The 19,148-nt window shown below is 69.8% G+C and carries 12 protein-coding genes; 7 read left to right on the forward strand and 5 right to left on the reverse strand.

Going from position 1 to position 19,148, the window contains the following annotated elements; genetic code table 11:
• Positions 1 to 7 precede the first annotated feature (7 nt).
• Together ABD333_RS10805 and ABD333_RS10810 are read left to right on the forward strand one after the other, a co-directional pair.
• Positions 8 to 5,008 (forward strand): HAMP domain-containing protein, encoded by a 5,001-nt coding sequence (locus ABD333_RS10805; RefSeq protein ID WP_344540161.1) that lies wholly within the window; start codon positions 8 to 10, stop codon positions 5,006 to 5,008.
• Complete coding sequence (locus tag ABD333_RS10810) at positions 5,008 to 5,670, forward strand: response regulator (protein WP_344540162.1); 663 nt, start codon at positions 5,008 to 5,010, stop codon at positions 5,668 to 5,670. The genes ABD333_RS10805 and ABD333_RS10810 overlap by 1 nt, the downstream gene beginning before the upstream one ends.
• Positions 5,671 to 5,719: 49 nt before the next feature.
• On the opposite strand, the gene ABD333_RS10815 is transcribed toward ABD333_RS10810, so the two are convergent.
• The gene (locus ABD333_RS10815; RefSeq protein WP_344540163.1) at positions 5,720 to 7,153 is read right to left on the reverse strand and encodes an aldehyde dehydrogenase; all 1,434 of its coding nucleotides are present in this window, start codon (positions 7,151 to 7,153) and stop codon (positions 5,720 to 5,722) included.
• 115 nt (positions 7,154 to 7,268) lie between these two features.
• Here ABD333_RS10815 and ABD333_RS10820 point away from each other — a divergent pair, with 115 nt between their 5' ends.
• Complete coding sequence (locus tag ABD333_RS10820) at positions 7,269 to 7,853, forward strand: mycothiol-dependent nitroreductase Rv2466c family protein (RefSeq protein ID WP_344540164.1); 585 nt, start codon at positions 7,269 to 7,271, stop codon at positions 7,851 to 7,853.
• A gap of 29 nt (positions 7,854 to 7,882) precedes the next feature.
• Here the strand turns inward: ABD333_RS10820 and ABD333_RS10825 are convergent, their stop codons facing one another.
• Together ABD333_RS10825 and ABD333_RS10830 are read right to left on the reverse strand one after the other, a co-directional pair.
• The gene (locus ABD333_RS10825) at positions 7,883 to 8,314 is read right to left on the reverse strand and encodes a cytidine/deoxycytidylate deaminase family protein (RefSeq protein WP_344540165.1); all 432 of its coding nucleotides are present in this window, start codon (positions 8,312 to 8,314) and stop codon (positions 7,883 to 7,885) included.
• The gene (locus tag ABD333_RS10830; RefSeq protein ID WP_344540166.1) at positions 8,307 to 8,996 is read right to left on the reverse strand and encodes a RibD family protein; all 690 of its coding nucleotides are present in this window, start codon (positions 8,994 to 8,996) and stop codon (positions 8,307 to 8,309) included. The genes ABD333_RS10825 and ABD333_RS10830 overlap by 8 nt, the downstream gene beginning before the upstream one ends.
• A gap of 149 nt (positions 8,997 to 9,145) precedes the next feature.
• Here ABD333_RS10830 and ABD333_RS10835 point away from each other — a divergent pair, with 149 nt between their 5' ends.
• The 4 genes from ABD333_RS10835 to ABD333_RS10850 all read left to right on the forward strand — a co-directional run bounded on the left by ABD333_RS10835 (position 9,146) and on the right by ABD333_RS10850 (position 16,863).
• Positions 9,146 to 10,282 carry an exonuclease SbcCD subunit D gene (locus ABD333_RS10835; RefSeq protein WP_344540167.1) on the forward strand — a complete coding sequence of 379 codons (1,137 nt, stop codon included), beginning with the start codon at positions 9,146 to 9,148 and terminating at the stop codon, positions 10,280 to 10,282.
• Entirely contained in the window at positions 10,279 to 13,296 is a 3,018-nt protein-coding gene (locus tag ABD333_RS10840) for an AAA family ATPase (protein WP_344540168.1), read from the forward strand. The genes ABD333_RS10835 and ABD333_RS10840 overlap by 4 nt, the downstream gene beginning before the upstream one ends.
• A gap of 714 nt (positions 13,297 to 14,010) precedes the next feature.
• The gene (locus ABD333_RS10845) at positions 14,011 to 15,279 is read left to right on the forward strand and encodes an HNH endonuclease signature motif containing protein (RefSeq protein WP_344540169.1); all 1,269 of its coding nucleotides are present in this window, start codon (positions 14,011 to 14,013) and stop codon (positions 15,277 to 15,279) included.
• 1,215 nt (positions 15,280 to 16,494) lie between these two features.
• Positions 16,495 to 16,863, forward strand: a complete 369-nt coding sequence (locus ABD333_RS10850) for a PH domain-containing protein (protein WP_344540170.1) — start codon at positions 16,495 to 16,497, stop codon at positions 16,861 to 16,863.
• Here the strand turns inward: ABD333_RS10850 and ABD333_RS10855 are convergent.
• Both ABD333_RS10855 and ABD333_RS10860 read right to left on the reverse strand, forming a co-directional pair.
• Complete coding sequence (locus ABD333_RS10855) at positions 16,860 to 17,642, reverse strand: SAM-dependent methyltransferase (protein ID WP_344540171.1); 783 nt, start codon at positions 17,640 to 17,642, stop codon at positions 16,860 to 16,862. The genes ABD333_RS10850 and ABD333_RS10855 overlap by 4 nt on opposite strands.
• Positions 17,643 to 17,874: 232 nt before the next feature.
• Positions 17,875 to 19,146, reverse strand: coding sequence for an ABC transporter substrate-binding protein (locus ABD333_RS10860; protein WP_344540172.1), 1,272 nt, complete (start codon positions 19,144 to 19,146; stop codon positions 17,875 to 17,877).
• Positions 19,147 to 19,148 lie beyond the last annotated feature (2 nt).

Below are 19,148 nucleotides of genomic sequence, written 5' to 3' on the forward strand. Positions count from 1 at the left end.
CCGTCCAATGAGTGCAACGTCGAGCAAGTCGCAAGCCCGGCAGCCCGCGAGCGGCGAGGCCGCGCCGTCGCCCGATGGCGAGGCCGCACCCCGGCCCGCGGAGAGCGAGGCCGCGCTCCGGTCCCTGCTGGAAGCGATGCGCGCGATGCGGGACGGAGACTTCCGCCCGCGCTTCAAGGCGCCGCAGGACGGCACGCTCGCCGAGATCGGCGAGGTCCTCGAACAGATCCTGGACCGCAACCGGCATCTCTCCGACGAGCTCAGCCGGGTCTGCCGCCACGTCACCCGGGAGGGGCGCCTGGACGAACGGCTCGCCGCGAGCCCCGGCTCCGGCCGGTGGACCAGCGCCGTCGAGTCCGCCAACACGCTGCTCGACCTCATCACCACCCCGCTGAGCAACACCGCGCGCGTGCTGGAGGCCGTCGCGGCGGGCGACCTGTCGCAGCGGGCCGACCTGGAGGTCGGCAACCGCGGCCTGCACGGCGACCTGCGCCGCGCCGGCAAGGCGACCAACCGGATGATCGACCAGCTCACGCTGTTCACCTCCGAGGTGACCCGCGTCGCCCGCGAGTTGGGCACCGAGGGGCGGCTCGGCGGCCAGTCCAAGGTGCGCGGCCTCACCGGCAGCTGGGCGCAGGTGACCGAGGCGGTCAACGACATGGCGGGCCGCCTGACCGGCCAGGTCCGCGACATAGCGGTGGTCACCACCGCGGTCGCCAAGGGCGACCTCACCCGCAAGGTCACGGTCGAGGCGACCGGCGAGATGCTGGAGCTCAAGCTCACCGTCAACACGATGGTCGACCAGCTGTCGGCGTTCGCCGACGAGGTGACCCGCGTGGCGCGCGAGGTCGGCACCGAGGGCCGGCTCGGCGGGCAGGCGCAGGTACGCGGCGTCAGCGGCACCTGGAAGGACCTCACCGAGTCGGTGAACGTCATGGCCAGCAACCTCACCTACCAGGTGCGCAACATCGCCCAGGTGGCGACGGCGGTGGCCAAGGGCGACCTCAGCCAGAAGATCACGGTCGACGTCAAGGGCGAGCTGCTGGAGCTCAAGGACACTCTCAACACGATGGTCGACCAGCTGTCGGCGTTCGCGGGCGAGGTGACGCGGGTCGCGCGCGAGGTCGGCACCGAGGGCAACCTGGGCGGCCGCGCCGAGGTCACCGGCGTGTCCGGGGTCTGGAAGGACCTGACCGACAACGTCAACGCCATGGCCAACAACCTGACCTCGCAGGTGCGCAACATCGCGCAGATCACCAAGGCGGTCGCCGACGGCGACCTGACCAAGAAGATCGACGTGGACGCGCAGGGCGAGATCCTGGAGCTCAAGACCACCATCAACACGATGGTCGACACGCTGTCGGCGTTCTCCTCCGAGGTGACGCGCGTCGCGCGCGAGGTCGGCACCGAGGGGCGGCTCGGCGGTCAGGCGCAGGTGCGGGGTGTGTCGGGGGTCTGGAAGGACCTGACCGACAACGTCAATTCGATGGCCAACAATCTGACGTCGCAGGTGCGCAACATCGCGCAGATCACCAAGGCGGTGGCCGACGGTGATCTGTCGAAGAAGATCACGGTGGACGCGCAGGGCGAGATCCTGGAGCTGAAGGACACTCTCAACACGATGGTCGACCAGCTGTCGGGCTTCGCCGACGAGGTGACCCGTGTGGCCCGCGAGGTCGGCACCGAGGGCGAGCTCGGTGGTCAGGCGCAGGTGCGGGGTGTGTCGGGGGTCTGGAAGGACCTGACCGACAACGTCAATTCGATGGCCAACAATCTGACGTCGCAGGTGCGCAACATCGCGCAGATCACCAAGGCGGTGGCCGACGGTGATCTGTCGAAGAAGATCACGGTGGACGCGCAGGGCGAGATCCTGGAGCTGAAGGACACTCTCAACACGATGGTCGACCAGCTGTCGGCGTTCGCGGGCGAGGTGACGCGGGTCGCGCGGGAGGTCGGCACCGAGGGGCGGCTCGGCGGTCAGGCGCAGGTGCGGGGTGTGTCGGGGGTCTGGAAGGACCTGACCGACAACGTCAACTCGATGGCCAACAACCTCACCAACCAGGTCCGCAACATCGCGCAGGTGGCGACCTCCGTGGCCGGCGGCGACCTGACCAAGAAGATCACCGTGGACGCCCGCGGCGAGATCTTCCAGCTCAAGACCACGCTCAACACGATGGTCGACACGCTCTCGGCGTTCGCCGACGAGGTGACCCGCGTGGCGCGCGAGGTCGGCACCGAGGGCGAGCTGGGCGGCCAGGCGCGGGTGCGCGGCGCCTCCGGCGTGTGGAAGGACCTCACCGACAACGTCAACGCGATGGCCAACAACCTGACCTACCAGGTCCGCAACATCGCCCAGGTCACCACCGCCGTCGCCAACGGCGACCTGACCAAGAAGATCGACGTGGACGCGCAGGGCGAGATCCTGGAGCTCAAGACCACCATCAACACGATGGTCAACCAGCTGTCGGCGTTCGCCTCCGAGGTCACCCGCGTCGCCCGCGAGGTCGGCAGCCGCGGCGAGCTGGGCGGCCAGGCCCAGGTGCCCGGCGCCACCGGCACCTGGAAGGACCTCACCGACAACGTCAACCTGCTGGCCAGCAACCTGACCACCCAGGTCCGCGCCATCGCCGAGGTGGCCAGCGCCGTCGCCCGCGGCGACATGACCCGCGCCATCACCGTCGAGGCGTGCGGCGAGGTCGCCGAGCTCAAGGACAACGTCAACCTGATGGTGGCCAACCTGCGCGAGACCACGAGGGCGAAGGACTGGCTGGAGAGCAACCTCGCCCGCATCGCGGGCCTGATGCAGGGCCACCGCGACCTGGTGGAGGTGGCCAGCCTCATCCTGAGCGAGCTCACACCACTGGTCGCCGCGCACTACGGGGCGTTCTTCCTGGCACAGCGCGAGGCCGGGTGCGAGCCGACGCTCCGCCTCATCGCGGGCTACGGCTACCGCAGGCACAACCGCCTCAACGAGGAGCTCGCCTTCGGGCAGGGCCTGGTCGGCCAGGCCGCCGTAGAGAAGAAGCGGCTCATCATCGTCGACACGCCGCCCGACTACATCAAGATCTCCTCGGGGCTGGGCGAGTCGTCCCCGGCGTGCGTGGTCGTGCTGCCGATCGTGTTCGAGGACGAGGTGCTCGGCGTCATCGAGCTGGCCGCGTTCAGCCGGTTCAGCGACGTTCATCTGGCCTTCTTCGACCAGTTCGTGCACACCATCGGGGTGGCGATCAACACCATCATCGCCAACGCCCGCACCGAGGCGCTGCTCGGCGAGTCGCAGCGCCTCACCCGCGAGCTGCAGGAGCGGTCGGGCGAGCTGCAGCGCCAGCAGGCCGAGCTGCGCCGGTCCAACGCCGAGCTGGAGGAGAAGGCGGCGCTGCTGGCCCAGCAGAACCACGAGATCGAGGTCCAGAACACCGAGATCGAGCAGGCCCGCCGGGCCCTGGAAGAACGGGCCGAGCAGCTGGCGCTCTCGTCGCGCTACAAGTCCAACTTTCTGGCCAACATGTCGCACGAGCTGCGGACGCCGCTCAACAGCCTGTTGCTGCTGGCCAAGCTGATGTGGGCCAATCCCGATGGCAACCTGACGCCCGAGCAGGTCCAGTTCGCCCGCACGATCTACGGTGCCGGACGCGACCTGCTGCAGCTGATCGACGACATCCTCGACCTGTCGAAGATCGAGGCCGGCAAGATGGAGATCCACCCGGAGGAGATCCCGCTCGCCAAGCTGGTCGACTACGTCAACGTGACGTTCCGGCACATCGCCGTGGAGCAGGGCCTGGAGTTCGAGGTGCTCGTCGACGACGACCTGCCCCGGGTCCTGGCCACCGACGAGCAGCGGCTCCAGCAGATCATCCGCAACCTGCTGTCGAACGCCATCAAGTTCACCAGCGAGGGCGGCGTCCGGCTGGAGATCAAGTCGGCCCGGGGCGTCCGCTTCGCCACCGGCGCGAAGGGCACCGCCGAGGGGAAGGGCACCACCGACGCGACGGGCACCGCCGACACGAAGGGCACCACCGACCGGGTCATCGCGTTCGTCGTCACCGACACGGGCGTCGGCATCCCGCCGGGCAAGCTCGAAGTCATCTTCGACGCGTTCCAGCAGGCGGACGGCACCACCAGCCGCAAGTACGGCGGCACCGGGCTCGGGCTGTCGATCTGCCGCGAGATCGCCGGGCTGCTGGGCGGCGAGATCAGGGCCGACAGCAGGCCCGGCGTCGGCAGCACCTTCGTCCTCTACCTGCCCGAGCGCAGCCCCTACCCGCGGCGCCGGGAGGTCGCGGTGGAGAGCGGTCAGGCCGGCGCGATCGACACGATCGGCGACGACGCCATGGTCGCGCTGGAGCCGGCCGTCCGGGCGCACGTCGGCGACGACTTCGCCGAGCCCGGCGTGGTCGTCACGGAGGACGCGGTCTTCGAGGGGCGCAAGGTGCTCATCATCGACGACGACATCCGCAACGTCTTCGCGCTCAGCACCGTGCTGGAAAGGTCCGGTCTCAAGGTCCTCTACGCCGCCGACGGCAAGAAGGGCATCGAGAGCCTGGAGAACAACGACGACATCGCGCTGGTCTTCATGGACGTGATGATGCCCGAGATGGACGGGTACGCCACGACCCGCGCCATCCGTGCGATGCCGCAGTTCGCGACGCTGCCCATCGTGGCGCTCACCGCCAAGGCCATGAAGGGCGACCAGGAGAAGAGCCTGGTCGCCGGGATGTCCGACTACGTCACCAAGCCGGTCGAGATCGAGCACCTCTTCGGCGTGATGCGCAAGTGGCTCGGCGCGCGCCTGGAGACGACCGAGCGGCTTGAACTGCCGGAAGCGTGCGCGGACGCGGGAGCGGGCGAGCACGCGGACGCGGGTGCGGGGAAGTGCGCGGACACGGGGGTGTCCGCGGGAGCGGGACGGGCCGGGGGGCTCGCGGACGATTTCGAGGGAGAGGCCGCGGGGATGCCGCCCGGCGACGCGACCGGGCGGACAACGGATCGCAAGGGGGAACAGCGGTGATGGACCAGTCCGACCTACCGAAGATCCTGCTGGTGGACGATCAGGAGGAGAACCTGGTCGCCCTCGCGGCGATCCTCAAGACGGTGGACGCCACGGTGGTGACGGCGCGCTCGGGGGAGGACGCGCTGCGGGCACTCATGACCGAGGACTTCGCGGTGATCCTGCTGGACGTCGTGATGCCGGACATGGACGGCTTCGAGACCGCCTACCACATCAAACGCAAGGACCGGACGAAGGACGTCCCGATCATCTTTCTGACCGCCGCGCGCAGCGAGCCCGACCTGGCCTTCCGCGGCTACGCGGTCGGCGCGGTGGACTACCTGGTCAAGCCGTTCGACCCGTGGGTGCTGCGATCCAAGGTGGAGATCCTCATCGAGTTGCACGAGCAGCGGCGCCGCGCCCGCGAGCAGTCGGCGATCCTGAGCGGCCTGTTCCCAGGCGCCGTCACGGGGCTGGCCCGCGGCGCCGGGCTGGTCAGCCAGGTCAACGACCGGCTGTCCGCCGTGGAGAGCGCGATGAGCCTGCTGGCCGACAGCCTCGGTGACGTCGTGGCCAAGGAGGCGTTCGCCCGGCTCGACCAGGAGCTCGGGGCACTGCGCGGTGCCCACGAGGCACTGTTCGGGCAGCCGGCCGACGCCCCCGCCGGAGCCGGAGCCGTGTGACCGTGGCGGGACCTCGCGCGACCGCCGGGCCGGCGAGGTCCCGTCCGGTTCAGGCGGGTCGCGGGATGGACTTGTACTCCAGGTAGGGGGAGAGGCCCTCGGGACCCAGCTCACGGCCGAGCCCGCTGTCCTTGTAGCCGCCGAACGGGGTGTTCGGGTCGAGGACGTAGAGGTTCACGCCGCAGCTGCCGGTACGGATGCGCCGGGCGACCTCGATGCCGTGGTCGACGTCGGCCGTCCAGACCGAGCCGCCGAGCCCGTACCTGCTGTCGTTCGCGATCCGGACCGCGTCGTCCTCGTCCTCGTACGCCAGCAGCGCGAGCACCGGGCCGAAGATCTCCTCCTGGGCGATGCGCATGTCGTTGGTGACGTCGCCGAACACGGTCGGCGCCACGTACCAGCCGCGGTCGTGCGGGCGGTCGAGCCCGCCGGTGATGAGCTTGGCGCCCTCGTCCTGGCCGACGCGGATGTAGCCCTCGACGCGTTCCTGCTGCCGCCTGGCGACCAGCGGGCCGATCTCGGTGCCGTAGTCGGCCGGGTCGCCGACGTTGAGCGAGCTCACCATCGTGACCAGCGCGTCGGCGACCTCGTCGTAGCGGCTGCGCGGCGCGAGGATGCGGGTCTGCGCGGCGCACGCCTCGCCGTTGTTCATCAGCGAGGCCAGCTTGAAGCCCTCGATGGTCGTGGCCAGGTCGGCGTCCTCCAGGATGATCGCCGCCGACTTGCCGCCCAGCTCCAGCGTGACCGGCCGCAGCAGTTCGCCGCAGGTCGCGCCGATCTTGCGTCCGGCCTCGGTGGAGCCGGTGAAGGCGACCTTGTCGACGCCCGGGTGCGAGACGAGGTACGCCCCCGCCTCGCGGCCCGCCGGGACGATGTTGATGACGCCGTCCGGGACGCCCGCCTCCTTGATCCATTCGGCCAGCAGATAGGCGTCCAGCGGTGTCTCGGGGGAGGGCTTGGCCACGACCGTGCAGCCCGCGATCAGCGCGGGCGCGAGCTTGAGCATCAGCGTGAACTGCGGGACGTTCCACGGGTAGATCGCGGCCACCACGCCGACCGGCTCGCGGGTCACGGTGACCGGGCCGAGCATGCCGGCGCGTTCCTCCTCCCAGGCGAACGAGGCGGCGAGGTCCACGTAGTACTGCAGGACCATCTGCGGCATCGCGGCCTGGCCGAAGATCGAGAAGAGGATCGGCGAGCCCATCTCCGCGGTGACCAGGTCGGCCATGTCCTGCTGCCGCTCGGCGTAGATCGCCGAGAACCGGCCGAGGACCGCGGCGCGCTCGGCGGGGGTCATCCGGGGCCACGGGCCCTGGTCGAACGCCTGCCGCGCCGCGGCGACGGCGGCGTCCATGTCGGCCTCGGTGCCCTCGGGCACCCGTCCGATGACCTCTTCGGTGTGCGGGGAGATCACATCGATGGTGCCGGTGCCGGCCGGTGCGGTCCACCGACCGCCGATGAACAGCCGATCGTGTTCACGCATGCTGCTGGAGCCTCCCGCTATCGACCGAATGCTTGCTTGGTTGTTAGCATCGCACGGCGACCCGGGTGGTTGGCAAGAGTGTGTGAGACGGGAGTCTCATCACTAGGGTGGAGGGATGGTCGCCGACATCTGGTTCGATCCGTCCTGCCCGTACACCTGGGTGACCTCCCGGTGGCTGCTGGAGGCGGCGGCCGTGCGGTCGTTCGAGGTCCGATGGCATGTGCTGAGCCTCTCGGTACTGAACGAGGGGCGCGACGACGATCCGGAGGACGATCCCGAGGGCTACCTCTGGTATCCCGTCCGGGTCTTCGCGGCCGTCGCCGAACGGCACGGTCAGGAGGCGCTCGGCAGGTTCTACACGGCGTTCGGCACCCGGACGCACCGCGACGGCGAATGGGGCGGCTTCGAGGGCTCGCTCGCCGCCGCCGGGCTGCCCCCGGAGCTGGCCGAGGCGGCGACGTCACACGAGTACGACGACGCCGTCCGTGCCTCCACCGCCGACGGGATCGGCCGCGTCGGCACCCACGTCGGCACGCCCGTGATCGCCGTCGGGGACGTGGCCTTCTTCGGGCCGGTGATCTCCCGTGTCCCGCGGGGTGAGGACGCCGGGCGCCTGTGGGACGGGACGTTGCTGGTGGCCGGGACGCCGGGCTTCCACGAGCTGAAGGGCGCGCCGCACGCGGAGCCGGAGCTCAGCTAGAGCGAGCGGGCTCAGCCGAGCGGATGGGCTCAGCCGAGCAGATGCGCGTTGGGTGCGCGTGCCAGATCCGCCAGCTCCGGCAGTTCCACGACGTCGACGCCCGCCGCGCGCAATCGTTCCATGCCTGTGCCCTCGACGAAGAGCGACGGTTCCCGCCAGGCGAAGACCACCCGCCGGGCCCCCGCCCGCACGATCAGCTCCGAGCACGTCAGCGCACGTGACTTTCGTTCGGCGCACGGCTCCAGCGAGCTGTAGACGGTCGCCCCGCTCAGGTCGGCGGACGTCTTGGCGAGCGCCGCCTCCTCGGCGTGGTCGTGCGGGTCGTTCTCCCGCGAGTACCCGCGCGCGACCTCCCGCCCGTCCGCACCGACGACGACCGCGCCGACCGAGAACGCGGTGGCCGACGGCGGGCACCGTCCGGCCAGCTCGCAGGCGATCCGCAGCCAGCCGAGGTCATCCATGGGCAGGCGCGCCGATCACATAGCGCAGCAGGGCCAGGTTGCCGATCCGCGTGCACTCGGCCAGCCGCATCGGACGGTCCGGGCTCTGCGGGAACACCCCGGAGCCCACGAAGCGCGGCGCGGACGGGTCGCCGATGAAGAACGGCGCCACCACCAGCTGGAGCTCGTCGGCGAGGCCCGCGGTCAGGAACCGGGTGTGCATGCCCCCGCCGCCCTCCACCATCAGCCGCCGCACACCGCGCGCGGCGAGATCGCCGAGCATCAGCGGGAAGTCCACCGGATCGCCCGCGTCGATCACCTCGGCGCGGCCGGTCAGCCGGGCGGCGAGCGCATGGGCGGATGCCGACGCGCAGTAGACGAGCTTGGGAGAGTCGCCCGTGGTGAAGAAGCGCGACCCGGGATCGAGGTCGCCGCTTTCGGTGACCGTCACCTTCGTCAGGTCGGCCGGCAGCCCCTTGGCGGCACGCTGGTCGCGGCGGGCGGACGACTTGAGGAGCAGCTTGGGGTCGTCCCGCCGGACCGTACCGGCGCCCACCAGGATCGCGTCGCAGGTCGCGCGGACGCCGTCCACCCGGTCGAAATCGGCGGGGCTGGACAGCCGCAGCCGCTCGGGGCTCGCGTCGTCGATGTATCCGTCCACCGACATCGCGCAGCTCAGCAGTACGTAAGGACGCTCGCTCACGGCGCAACTCTAGGGGACCAAGACATTGCTCACTGAGAGTGACGCTAACATCACCATCCGTGCCGACTTCTCCATTCGAAAGATTGTTTGGGGCTCCTCGGCGTTTCTGCGCCGGATGGGGCGTGGGTGCTGTCTATGGTGACCCCGTCATGCGACTTCTCCACACGTCCGACTGGCATCTCGGCAGATCGTTCCACCGCGAGGACCTCCTGGGTGCCCAGGCGTCCTTCGTGGACCATCTCGTCGACACGGTCCGGTCGGAACGCGTGGACTGCGTGCTCATCTCGGGCGACGTCTACGACCGCGCGCTGCCCGCCGTCGACGCCGTGCGGCTCTGCAACGAGGCGCTCGAACGGCTCGCCGCGCTGACCAGGGTGGTCCTGATCGCGGGCAACCACGACTCGGTGCAGCGCCTCGGCTTCGGCTCGTCCCTCATGGACAGCGCCGGCGTGCACGTCCGCACCGATCCCGCGTCGGTCGGCGAGCCGATCGTCATCGGCGACGCCGCGATCTACGGCATCCCCTACCTGGAGCCCGAGCTCGTCCGCCACCCCTGGGGCCTGGACGAACGCGGCCACGCCGCCGCGCTCACCGAGGCGATGCGGCGCGTCCGCGCGGACCTCGGGCGCCGGGGCGACCGCATCGCCTCGATCGTCCTGGCCCACGCGTTCGTCACCGGGGGCGAGCCCAGCGACAGCGAGCGCGACATCTCCGTCGGCGGTGCGGCCAACGTGCCCGCCTCGGTCTTCGAGGGCGTCGGCTACACGGCCCTCGGCCACCTGCACGGCAAGCAGGAGATGGCCGACGGGGTCTGGTATTCGGGCTCTCCGCTGGCCTACTCGTTCTCCGAGGAGAGGCAGCACAAGGGCTCTCTGCTGGTCGAGGTACGGCCGGGCGAACGGGCCTCGGTCGAGTTCGTCGAGGCCCCGGTGCCGCGCCGCGTCGCGCGCCTGCGCGGCCGCATCGACGACCTGCTCACCGACCCGTCGTACGAGCCGTACGAGGACCGCTGGCTCCAGATCACGCTCATCGACGCGCAGCGCCCGTCCGCCGCGATGGAACGGCTGCGCCGCCGGTTCCCGTACGCCCTCGTCCTCGGCTTCGACCCCGAGGGCGAGGCCGCGGCGGGCACGCGGAGCTGGTCCGAGCGGGTCCGTGAACGTTCCGAGCTGGACATCGCCGGTGACTTCGTGGCCGAGGTGTCGCAGGTCCCCGCCTCGGCCGCCGAACGCGACCTGCTCCACGAGGCCTTCGAGAGCTGCCGCCGGAAGGAGGCCCTCGCGTGAGGCTGCACCGGCTGGAGATCACCGCGTTCGGACCCTTCTCGGGCACCGAGGAGATCGACTTCGACGCGCTCTCCGACGCGGGGCTGTTCCTCATCCAGGGCCAGACGGGGGCGGGCAAGACCAGTGTGCTCGACGCCGTGTGCTTCGCGCTGTACGGGCAGGTCCCCGGGGTGCGCAACGCGATCAAGAACCTCCGCAGCGACCACGCCGCCGCCCACCAGGCGCCCCGGGTCGTCCTGGAGACCACGATCCGGGGGCGCCGCTTCCGGGTCACCCGTTCTCCCGCCTGGGACCGCCCCAAGAAACGCGGCACCGGCACCACCACCGAGCACGCCTCCGTCATCCTCGAAGAGCTCGGCCCGGGCGGCTGGATCGGCCTGACCAACCGTCTCGACGAGGCGGGCGACCTGATCAACCGCCTGCTCGGCATGACGGCCGCGCAGTTCTGCCAGGTGGCGATGTTGCCGCAGGGCGAGTTCGCGAGCTTTCTGCGCGCCGGCGCCGACGAACGCCGCAAGGTGCTGGAGCGGCTCTTCGCCACCGAGGTCTTCACCCAGGTCGAGAAGTGGCTCGCCGACCGCCGCGCCGCGACCCGCCGCGAGGCCGCCGACCTGCGTTCCGCCGCCGAGTCGATCGCCGACCGCATCGCCGAGGCCGCCGGTGCCCACCGCCCAGGCCAGACGCTGATCCCCGAGCCCCGTCAAGGCGAGCCGGCCGAAGAGCCCCTGGACGACATCGAGATCCTCCCCGCCTGGGCCGCCGAACTGGCCGGTCACCACGAGGCCGTCCTCACCGCGAACGAGACGTTGCTCGACGAGGCGTCCGCCGCGTACGACTCCGCCAAGACGGCCCTCGACCAGGGCCGCGCCCTCGCCGAACGCCAGCACCGCCATGCCGAGGCACTGCGCCGCCGCGCCGCGCTCGAAGAACGCGCGGAGGAACGTTCACGGCTCACCGCCCGCCTCGACGCCGCCGCCCGCGCCGACCGGGTGATCGCGCTGATCCACCAGGTCCGCGAGCGCGCGGAACACGCCAAGCTGACCCACCGCGAGGCGGGCGAGGCCCGTGCCCGGGTCGCGTCGCTGGTGACACCGGGCGCCGCCGAGGATGTGCTCGCCAAGGCCGAACGCGAACGCCGCGACGACCTCGCCGCGCTGGAGGCCAGGCGCGGCACCGCCGACCGCCTGCGGCGGATCACCTCCGAACTCGACCGGCTGGTCGCCGAACACGACCGCCTGGAACCCGAGGAGGCACGGCTCGCCGCGACGCTCGACGAGCTTCCCGGCCTGCTGGACGAGCAGCGCACCCAGCTCGACGAGGCCCGCGTCATGGTGGCCGGACGTTCCGGTGTCGAAGCGGCCCTGCAGCAAGCGGCACGCCGCCTGGACGCGGCCCAGCGCCGTGACCAGGTGACCGCGCGGCTGACCCAAGCCGAAGAGGCGCTGCGCGACGCGATCGACCTCGCCCAGCAGGCCCGCGGTCGTTTCCAGGATCTCCGGCAGGCCCGTCTGGAGGGCATGGCGGCGGCCCTCGCCGAAGACCTCACCCCCGGGGAGCCCTGCCGCGTTTGCGGATCCACCGACCACCCCGCGCCCGCCACCTCCCTCGTCGTCATCCCCGGCGAGGAGGATGAGGAGCGTGCACACTCGGCTTACGAAGAGGCCCAGGCCCGCCGCGAGGAGGCGAGCGGCCTCGTCGAGTCCCTGCGTGCCGAACGCGACGCCGCCCTGGAGCTGTCGGGCGAGGCCGACACCACAAGCCTGAGCGCCGACGTAGCCGAGGCGCAGGAGACCCTCGCGGTGATCGATGCCCGCCTCACCGAGGTCGAACGCATGGAACGCCTCGTCCACCAGGCCGCACAGGAGCTGGAACGGGTCCGCGACCGCCGCGACGAGGTCGCCCGCGTTCTCACCGCCAACCGCACACGCCACAGCGAGCTCTCCGCCGAGCAGGCCCGCCTCCGCGCCGAGCTCGACGAGGCCAGAGGCGACGACCCGACGCTGGAGGCCCGCATCGAACGGCTCGGCCGCGAGGCCGACGCGCTCGCCGACGCCGTTCGAAGGCTCCAGGCCGCCGACCGCGCCGCCGAGGAACTGGCCGCCGCCCGCGCCCGAGCCAAGCAGACCGCCGCCGACGAGGGCTTCGCCACACCCGACGAGGTGACGGCTGCCGCGCTGGAGGACGAGGACCAGGCCACCCTGCGCGACCGGATCCGCCGCTTCGACAACGAGGAGGCGGCGGTCAAGGAGATCCTCGCCGACCGCGACCTCACCGCCGCCTCCGCTCAGCCCGCCCCCGACCTTCCGGCACTGGAGACGGCCCTGTCATCAGCCGAGGTGACACGTACCGCGGTCGCCTCCGCCACCGACCGTGCCCGCCAGCGCCGCGCCCGCCTCACCGACCTGCGCGCCGAACTCATCACCCGCGTGAAATCCTGGCGCCCCGCCGCCGAACGCCACGCCATCACCGCCCGCCTCGCCGGCCTGACTTCCGGCCAGCACACCGCGAACCGCCTCAGCATGCGCCTGTCCGCCTACGTCCTCGCCGCCCGCCTCGAACAGGTCGTGGCCGCCGCCAACGAACGCCTGGCTCGCATGTCCGCAGGCCGCTACGCCCTCCTGCACACCATCGACAAGGCGGCCGGCGACCGGCGCGGCGGCAGCGGCGGCCTGGGCCTGCGCGTAGTAGACGCCTGGACCGGCCAAGAACGCGACCCCGTGACCCTCTCCGGCGGCGAGTCGTTCATCACGTCCCTGGCCCTGGCCCTGGGCCTCGCCGACGTGGTCACCGCCGAAGCCGGCGGCACCGAGATCAACACTCTCTTCGTCGACGAGGGCTTCGGTACCCTCGACGAGGAGACCCTGGACGAGGTCATGGACGTCCTGGACGCCCTACGCGACGGCGGCCGCGCCGTAGGCATCGTCAGCCACGTCGCCGAGCTCCGCACCCGCATCCCCGCCCAACTCCGCGTCAGCAAGCAACGCACCGGCTCCACCGCCGCCGTCACCGTCTGACCCCCTCGGCACCTCCAGGACAAGATCGCAATCCTCCCTGGCAGCAGCGCGTACCACTGCGGCTTGAGAAACCTCGCCTCCTCTCCCGCAACAGCCAAGAAATGGCTCGGAGCGAAGCGAATTAGTGAAGTCTTCACGATCCATTTCATGCGCCAGCGAATGCGGTAGAAGCAAGCAGGCGGCTCGGGCGTCGAAGACGACAAGCATCAAGAACGAATTCGCGGCCACGGCGACACCTCGTTCCTTCAATGATCGCGTTTCACTGTTCGATGCGCTTCGCGCTTTTGCGGCAACGGTCACCCCTTTGGTTGCGCATCCCGCCCGGCTTGCGGGTGGGCGGGGCTGCAGACCTAAAAGCGGCAGCGACAAGAAGGTAGGGGCGGGTCCGGCCGAGTGCGTGCGCGTGGGTTTCCTGGTGGCTGACGTTCGACCTCGATCCGCGCGGAGCGCGGTGTTTCACAGCCTAAGGTGGCAGCTTACCCGCACTTTCGCGCATGATTGACCCCCGCACGGTCAACCAACCTGACAACAAGTCGAGATAACCCGCAATGGTGCGCGGCCACCCGCTCCAACCTCCAATTCACCCGCCCCCAACCCACAACAACAGGGAAATACTGATCCGCATCAGCCCTACTACAAACAGCTGGCCAAATACGGCCACAATAAACCAGCAATCACCCCGCACAACACATGCCGTAGCGATACAATAACTGTATGCGTTCGATCGTGGCGGACCTTAGCTCCGCTTCCACCGCTGAATTGGTGGAAGCGGCAGCCGCGATCGCCACCGAACTCGCACAACGCTCCGCCCCCGACTCCGGGGCGGCGTGCATGGAGCTGGCCGAGAAGCTGGCCTCTGCCACCGACCAAGCCGAATCTGCGCTGGCCGGGCTGATCGCGGTAGTGGACCGCACCGCAGAGACAAAGCACTGGGGGCTGCCCTCCACCCAGGCGTGGCTGCGCTGCCACCTGGGTATGCGTGAGGGCCGCGCCAAAGAACGCCTCACCCTGGCCCGCCAGCTACCCCGGCTTCAGCAAGTGAGCAAGCAGCTGGCGACCGGCACCCTGTCCTACGGATATGCCGCGACCATCGCTGATGCAGTACAGCGCCTGGGTGATGACGACTGCGCACCAGCTGAAGACATCCTCTTGCGAGCCGCGAGTGACGGGTTGTCGGCGGGCAAGGTCGCCCGCCTCGGCAACAAGATCCATGACCTGGTAGCCGAGCACAACGGGACAAGCACTCCACCCGAGGATGCGCGGCGTGGCTATGAACGCTCCTGGGTCACGGTCAGCCGCTCGTTGGATGGCGGCTGCTACCTCAAGGGCTGGCTCAACCCCGAAGACACCGCCATCCTCGATGGCACCCTGGCGCCCTTGGCCAAACCCGCCGGTACCGACGACCGGCGTGACCTGGCAGAACGCACCGCCGCCGCATTGTCCAGCGTGCTGGCAGGCGGTCACAAGGCCACCCGCGTCACCGTCATCGCCGACCTGGAGACCCTCACCGGCGACGACAAGCCCGGCTGGCTACGCGACGGCACGCCCATCCCGGCCGAGCAGGTGCGGCGCCTCGCGCTCACCGCCGGAGTCTCACCACTGCTCTTCGGCCCCGGACATGTGCCGCTCTACCTCGGCCACACCGTACGCATCGCCAGCCCCGGCCAACGCCGAGTCCTGGAAACGCTGTACGACACCTGCGCCGTCCAAGGTTGTGAAACCCCCGGCTTCCTCTGCGAGGTTGACCACGTCGATGGCTGGGCCCTGGGTAACAGCCCCACCGACATCGACAAGCTCACCCTCTGCTGCGGCTGGCACAACCGGTGGAAACACACCCACCCCCACCAGATGCAGATCACCAAGACCAACGACGGACGCTACACCTACCGGGCACTACCACCCGACGGGATCACAAGACCCAGACGCGGCCGCCCACCCGATCAAGCCGCCAACCCTTGGCAAGACGAACGCCTAGCAGCCTGAGGCCCGGCGCCCCACCGGGCCTACAGGCACGCCCACGAACGAGCACATGCCCGCGACCAACCGCACCGGCACACCCAGGCCCCACAACATCGAGCCACACGGCATGCACCAGCCACCGAAAGCCGCCATGCCGAAGCGCTGCCAGCCTGAACCCACACTGTCGGCATGCAACCCCGACTTTCCACGCGAAGCGCACCAGAGTCCTTTACCCAGGCCAGGCCGTCTGGTTGGCGCGTTGCTCTGCGCCCACTCACCTCGCCGCCAAGTTTGAACCCTGACGCCAGCATCAGTCGCAGACGGGCGCCGACCTGCACCAATGGGGTGACCGATGCCGCCCTCGCCGACGTCGACCGCCCTGAGCGTGAACGTTGTCGGTGTGCGGCAGCGGCGGCCACCCCGCGCGGAGCGCGGCAAGGTCTCTTCCCCGCCGACAGAGGCCGTCAGGTTGGCGCGTTGCCTTGCCCCTCACTCACCTCGCCGCCAAGTTTGAACCTCGGCTTTGGTGTCGGCCGCAGGCGGGTGGCGACTTGCACTGGCGGGGTGGCCGTTGCCGCCGTCGCCGACGCTGACCGCCCTGAGCGTGAACGTTGTCGGTGTGCGGTAGTGGCGGCTACTCCGCGCGGAGCGGGGCAAGGTCTCTTCCCCGCCGCCGGAGGCCGTCTGGTTGGCGCGTTGCTCTGCCCCTCACTCACCTCGCCGCCAAGTTTGAACCCCAGCCCTGGCGTCGGCCGCAGGCGGGTGGCGACCTGCACTGGTGGAGTGGCCGTTGCCGCCGTCGCCGACGTCGACCGCCCTGAGCGTGAACGTTGTCGGTGTGCGGTAGTGGCGGCTACTCCGCGCGGAGCGCGGCAAGGTCTCTTCCCCGCCGACAGAGGCCGTCAGGTTGGCGCGTTGCTCTGCCCCTCGGTCACCTCGCCGCCAAGTTTGAACCCTGACGCCAGCATCAGTCGCAGACGGTCGCCGACCTGCACCAATGGGGTCACCGATGCCGCTCGCCGACGTCGACCGTCACGAGGGTGGACGTTGTCGGTGTGCGGTATCCGCGGAGAGTGTCAGGGGCTTTGACCTGGGTGGGGCGTTAGGTTGGCTCGTTCTCCTGCTGGGTGGGTGAGGGGGTGCAGGGCTGGCTACTGGCCGTGGCTTTTGTCGGGCTTGGCTATGGGGTTTGCTGGTCTCGGTAGACGTTGGGATGGGCCGGCGATTCTAGGGAGGGTCATGGGTAGCGCGATTCCGCATGACAAGTCGGGGCAGTTGAAGCAGATCGAGGGTGGGCTGCTGGCGGGCGAGCAGATCATCGCCGTGTACGACGCGGTGGGGACCGGGACGGGGTTCATCGGGCTGACCGATCGGCGCGTGATCATTCAGGACAAGTCGTTCGCGGGCAAGCGGATGGCGATCACCAGCGTGCCGTACTCGAAGATCAGCTCGGTGAGCGTGGTCAGCAACAAGTCGATCGCGGGCTCGTTCTTCTCCAGTGGGACGATCGCGATCCATGTGGGCACGCAGTTGTACGAGATCGAGTTTCGCGGGGAGGAGAAGACGCACCATGTGCACGACGTGATCGTGCACTACATCTCGCGCTAGGGTTTGCGGCCGACGCCTGCGAGGAGCCAGCCGGACGGCGGGTCGTACGGGCGGTCGGGGCGCCATTCCGGGGCGAGGACGAGGCCCGGCTCCACCAGGTCGAGGCCGTCGAAGAAACCCTTGAAGCGTTCGGTGGAACGGAAGGTCAGCGAGATTCCGTAGCGTTCGGTCAGCTCGCGGTGTGCGGTCCAGTCCGATTCTGAGAGGTTGTCGGCGAGGAAGTCGCAGATCACCAGATGGCCGCCGGGGGCGAGCGCGTCGCGGAACGTGGCGACGATCGTGTCGGGGTCGTCCTCGTCCGGGATCCAGTCGAGCATCGAGATCATCAGGATGCCGACGGGCCGGGTGAAGTCGATGAGCGCTGTGATGTCGGGGTGGTTGAGGACCGCGTCCGGGCGGCGGACGTCGGCCGTTACGGCGGTCGCCCCGGGCAGCGTGTGGAGCAGCGCCTGGAAGTGGACGACGGCCACTGGATCGTTGTCGACGTAGGCGACCTTGGACGCGGGATCGGCCGCCAGGGCGAGGTCGTGCACGTTGCCCTTGCCGGGCAGACCGCAGCCGAGGTCGACGAACTGGCGGATGCCCGCCGCCAGCAGGTAGCGGACCGCGCGGCGCATGAACTTGCGGTTTTCGCGGGGGAGCAGGTGCGCCACGCGGTGGGCGTCGAGCGCGTCGGTGGCGGCGTCGCGGTCGGGTGCGTAGTTGTCCTTGCCGCCGAGGGAGTAGTCGTAGACACGGGCGCTGGCGGGACCGTTGAAAAGGGGATCGCGGTCGCTCATCTGCCATCCCTGGAGTGCGGAGCGGGGGCGTTCCAGGGTAGTGGATCGGCAGTCCGCTCGTGTGATCGTGACAACACGGAACGTCCGCATCGTTTCTGTCTCCGATGACAAAGGATCCAGGGCGAGCAGCGGAGCGTGAGGTCGGACGCCGGTGGGTCACCTGGACGGGGACCGTGTGCGTCGCCCCTATCAGTGGGCCTGCTCGCCGTGGGCGGCGAGCAGGCCACTGCGGTCAGAGCTTGCCGAAGCAGGGGGCGTCCAGGGTGTAGGCCTTCGCGGTGGGGCCGGTGAAGGCCTCCTTGATGACCTTGACTCCGGTCGGCTCCTTGTCGTCCGGTCTGGCGATGAGGCTGGTACGGACCGCGCCGGCGGCGGCGTCGCCCGCGAAGTTGCCTGTGCCTGGTGGCAGCATGCCCTCGTAGTCGACCTGGTTGATCTGCTTGACGGCCTTCAGCAGCCCGTCGCGCGTCACTTCCTTGTTGGCGACGGCTTTCTGCAGGACGGCCTTGAGTGGGTACGACCAGACCCAGCCCGAGGTGTAGCCGTCGTTGGGGTCGACCTGGCCGACCGCCTGCCGCATGGCCTGGTGGCCGGGGGACTGGGTCTGGAACGGCGCCCACGGGGCCGACTGCAGGTACTGCGCCTTGATCGCTGGCGCGGCCGGGCTCTTGAGCAGGCCCTTGTTCCACGTCGGGCCGGTGCCGATATAGCGGCCCTTGAAGCCGCGGGCGGCGGTCTGCCCGATGACGGTCGCCGCGTCGGTCGGCCCGGTGGTGAGGATGACCAGGTCGGGCTTGCCCTTGACGATGGCGTCCACGGCGCGGCCCTGGTTGTCCTGGCCCTGCGGCGTCTCGACCGCGTTGAAGGTCAGCTTGCGCGCCGCCGCGCCCGCCTTGGCGCCGGCCGCCGCGTCCGCGCCGTAGTCGCCGGCGTAGTGGACCGCCATGACGCTCTTGGGCTTGAACGTGTCGACGGCGTAGTCGATCGCGTTCATCGACTCGATGCAGTAGTTGGCGCCGGACTCCAGGATGACGTCCTCGAAGTTCCACGCCGACGTCCACGAGCCGGGCGCGGCGATGATCTTGCTGGACTTGAGGTCCTTGATGATGGCGGCGGTGGTGGGCGAGCCGAGCGTCTGGGCGAGCGCCAGCACCTTGCCCTTGATCTCCTGGTAGACCTGGTTGTGCGTCTCCGGGTTGTACTTGTTGTCGCGGACGTACTTGGTGACGTCGATGTCGTAGCCGCCGATGCCGCCCTGCTGGTTCACCCGCTTCCAGAACGCCTTCTGCGCCTCGGTGATCGGCACGGCCAGCGTCTTGAACGGGCCGACCGTCAGGTCGGAGATGCTGCCCAGGTAGATGCAGCCGTTGTTCTTGTTCACCGCGTTCGGGCACGCGTCCTTGCTCACGCCGGGGGCGCTGCTGTCCTCGTCCCCCCGGAAGACGCCGCAGCCGCTGACGGCCAGCATGCCCGCGGCCAGTACCGCGCCGATCCTGGTTTTCATGT

Source organism: Actinomadura fulvescens, from assembly GCF_039533225.1.
GTDB classification, from domain to species: domain Bacteria; phylum Actinomycetota; class Actinomycetes; order Streptosporangiales; family Streptosporangiaceae; genus Spirillospora; species Spirillospora fulvescens.

Excerpts from the sequence above, each read along its gene's own strand:
- ABD333_RS10805 (WP_344540161.1), top strand. The coding sequence starts at position 8 with ATGAGTGCAACGTCGAGCAAGTCGCAAGCCCGGCAGCCCGCGAGCGGC.
- ABD333_RS10810 (WP_344540162.1), top strand. The coding sequence starts at position 5,008 with ATGGACCAGTCCGACCTACCGAAGATCCTGCTGGTGGACGATCAGGAG.
- ABD333_RS10815 (WP_344540163.1), bottom strand. The coding sequence starts at position 7,153 with ATGCGTGAACACGATCGGCTGTTCATCGGCGGTCGGTGGACCGCACCG.
- ABD333_RS10820 (WP_344540164.1), top strand. The coding sequence starts at position 7,269 with ATGGTCGCCGACATCTGGTTCGATCCGTCCTGCCCGTACACCTGGGTG.
- ABD333_RS10825 (WP_344540165.1), bottom strand. The coding sequence starts at position 8,314 with ATGGATGACCTCGGCTGGCTGCGGATCGCCTGCGAGCTGGCCGGACGG.
- ABD333_RS10835 (WP_344540167.1), top strand. The coding sequence starts at position 9,146 with ATGCGACTTCTCCACACGTCCGACTGGCATCTCGGCAGATCGTTCCAC.
- ABD333_RS10845 (WP_344540169.1), top strand. The coding sequence starts at position 14,011 with ATGCGTTCGATCGTGGCGGACCTTAGCTCCGCTTCCACCGCTGAATTG.
- ABD333_RS10850 (WP_344540170.1), top strand. The coding sequence starts at position 16,495 with ATGGGTAGCGCGATTCCGCATGACAAGTCGGGGCAGTTGAAGCAGATC.
- ABD333_RS10855 (WP_344540171.1), bottom strand. The coding sequence starts at position 17,642 with ATGAGCGACCGCGATCCCCTTTTCAACGGTCCCGCCAGCGCCCGTGTC.
- ABD333_RS10860 (WP_344540172.1), bottom strand. The coding sequence starts at position 19,146 with ATGAAAACCAGGATCGGCGCGGTACTGGCCGCGGGCATGCTGGCCGTC.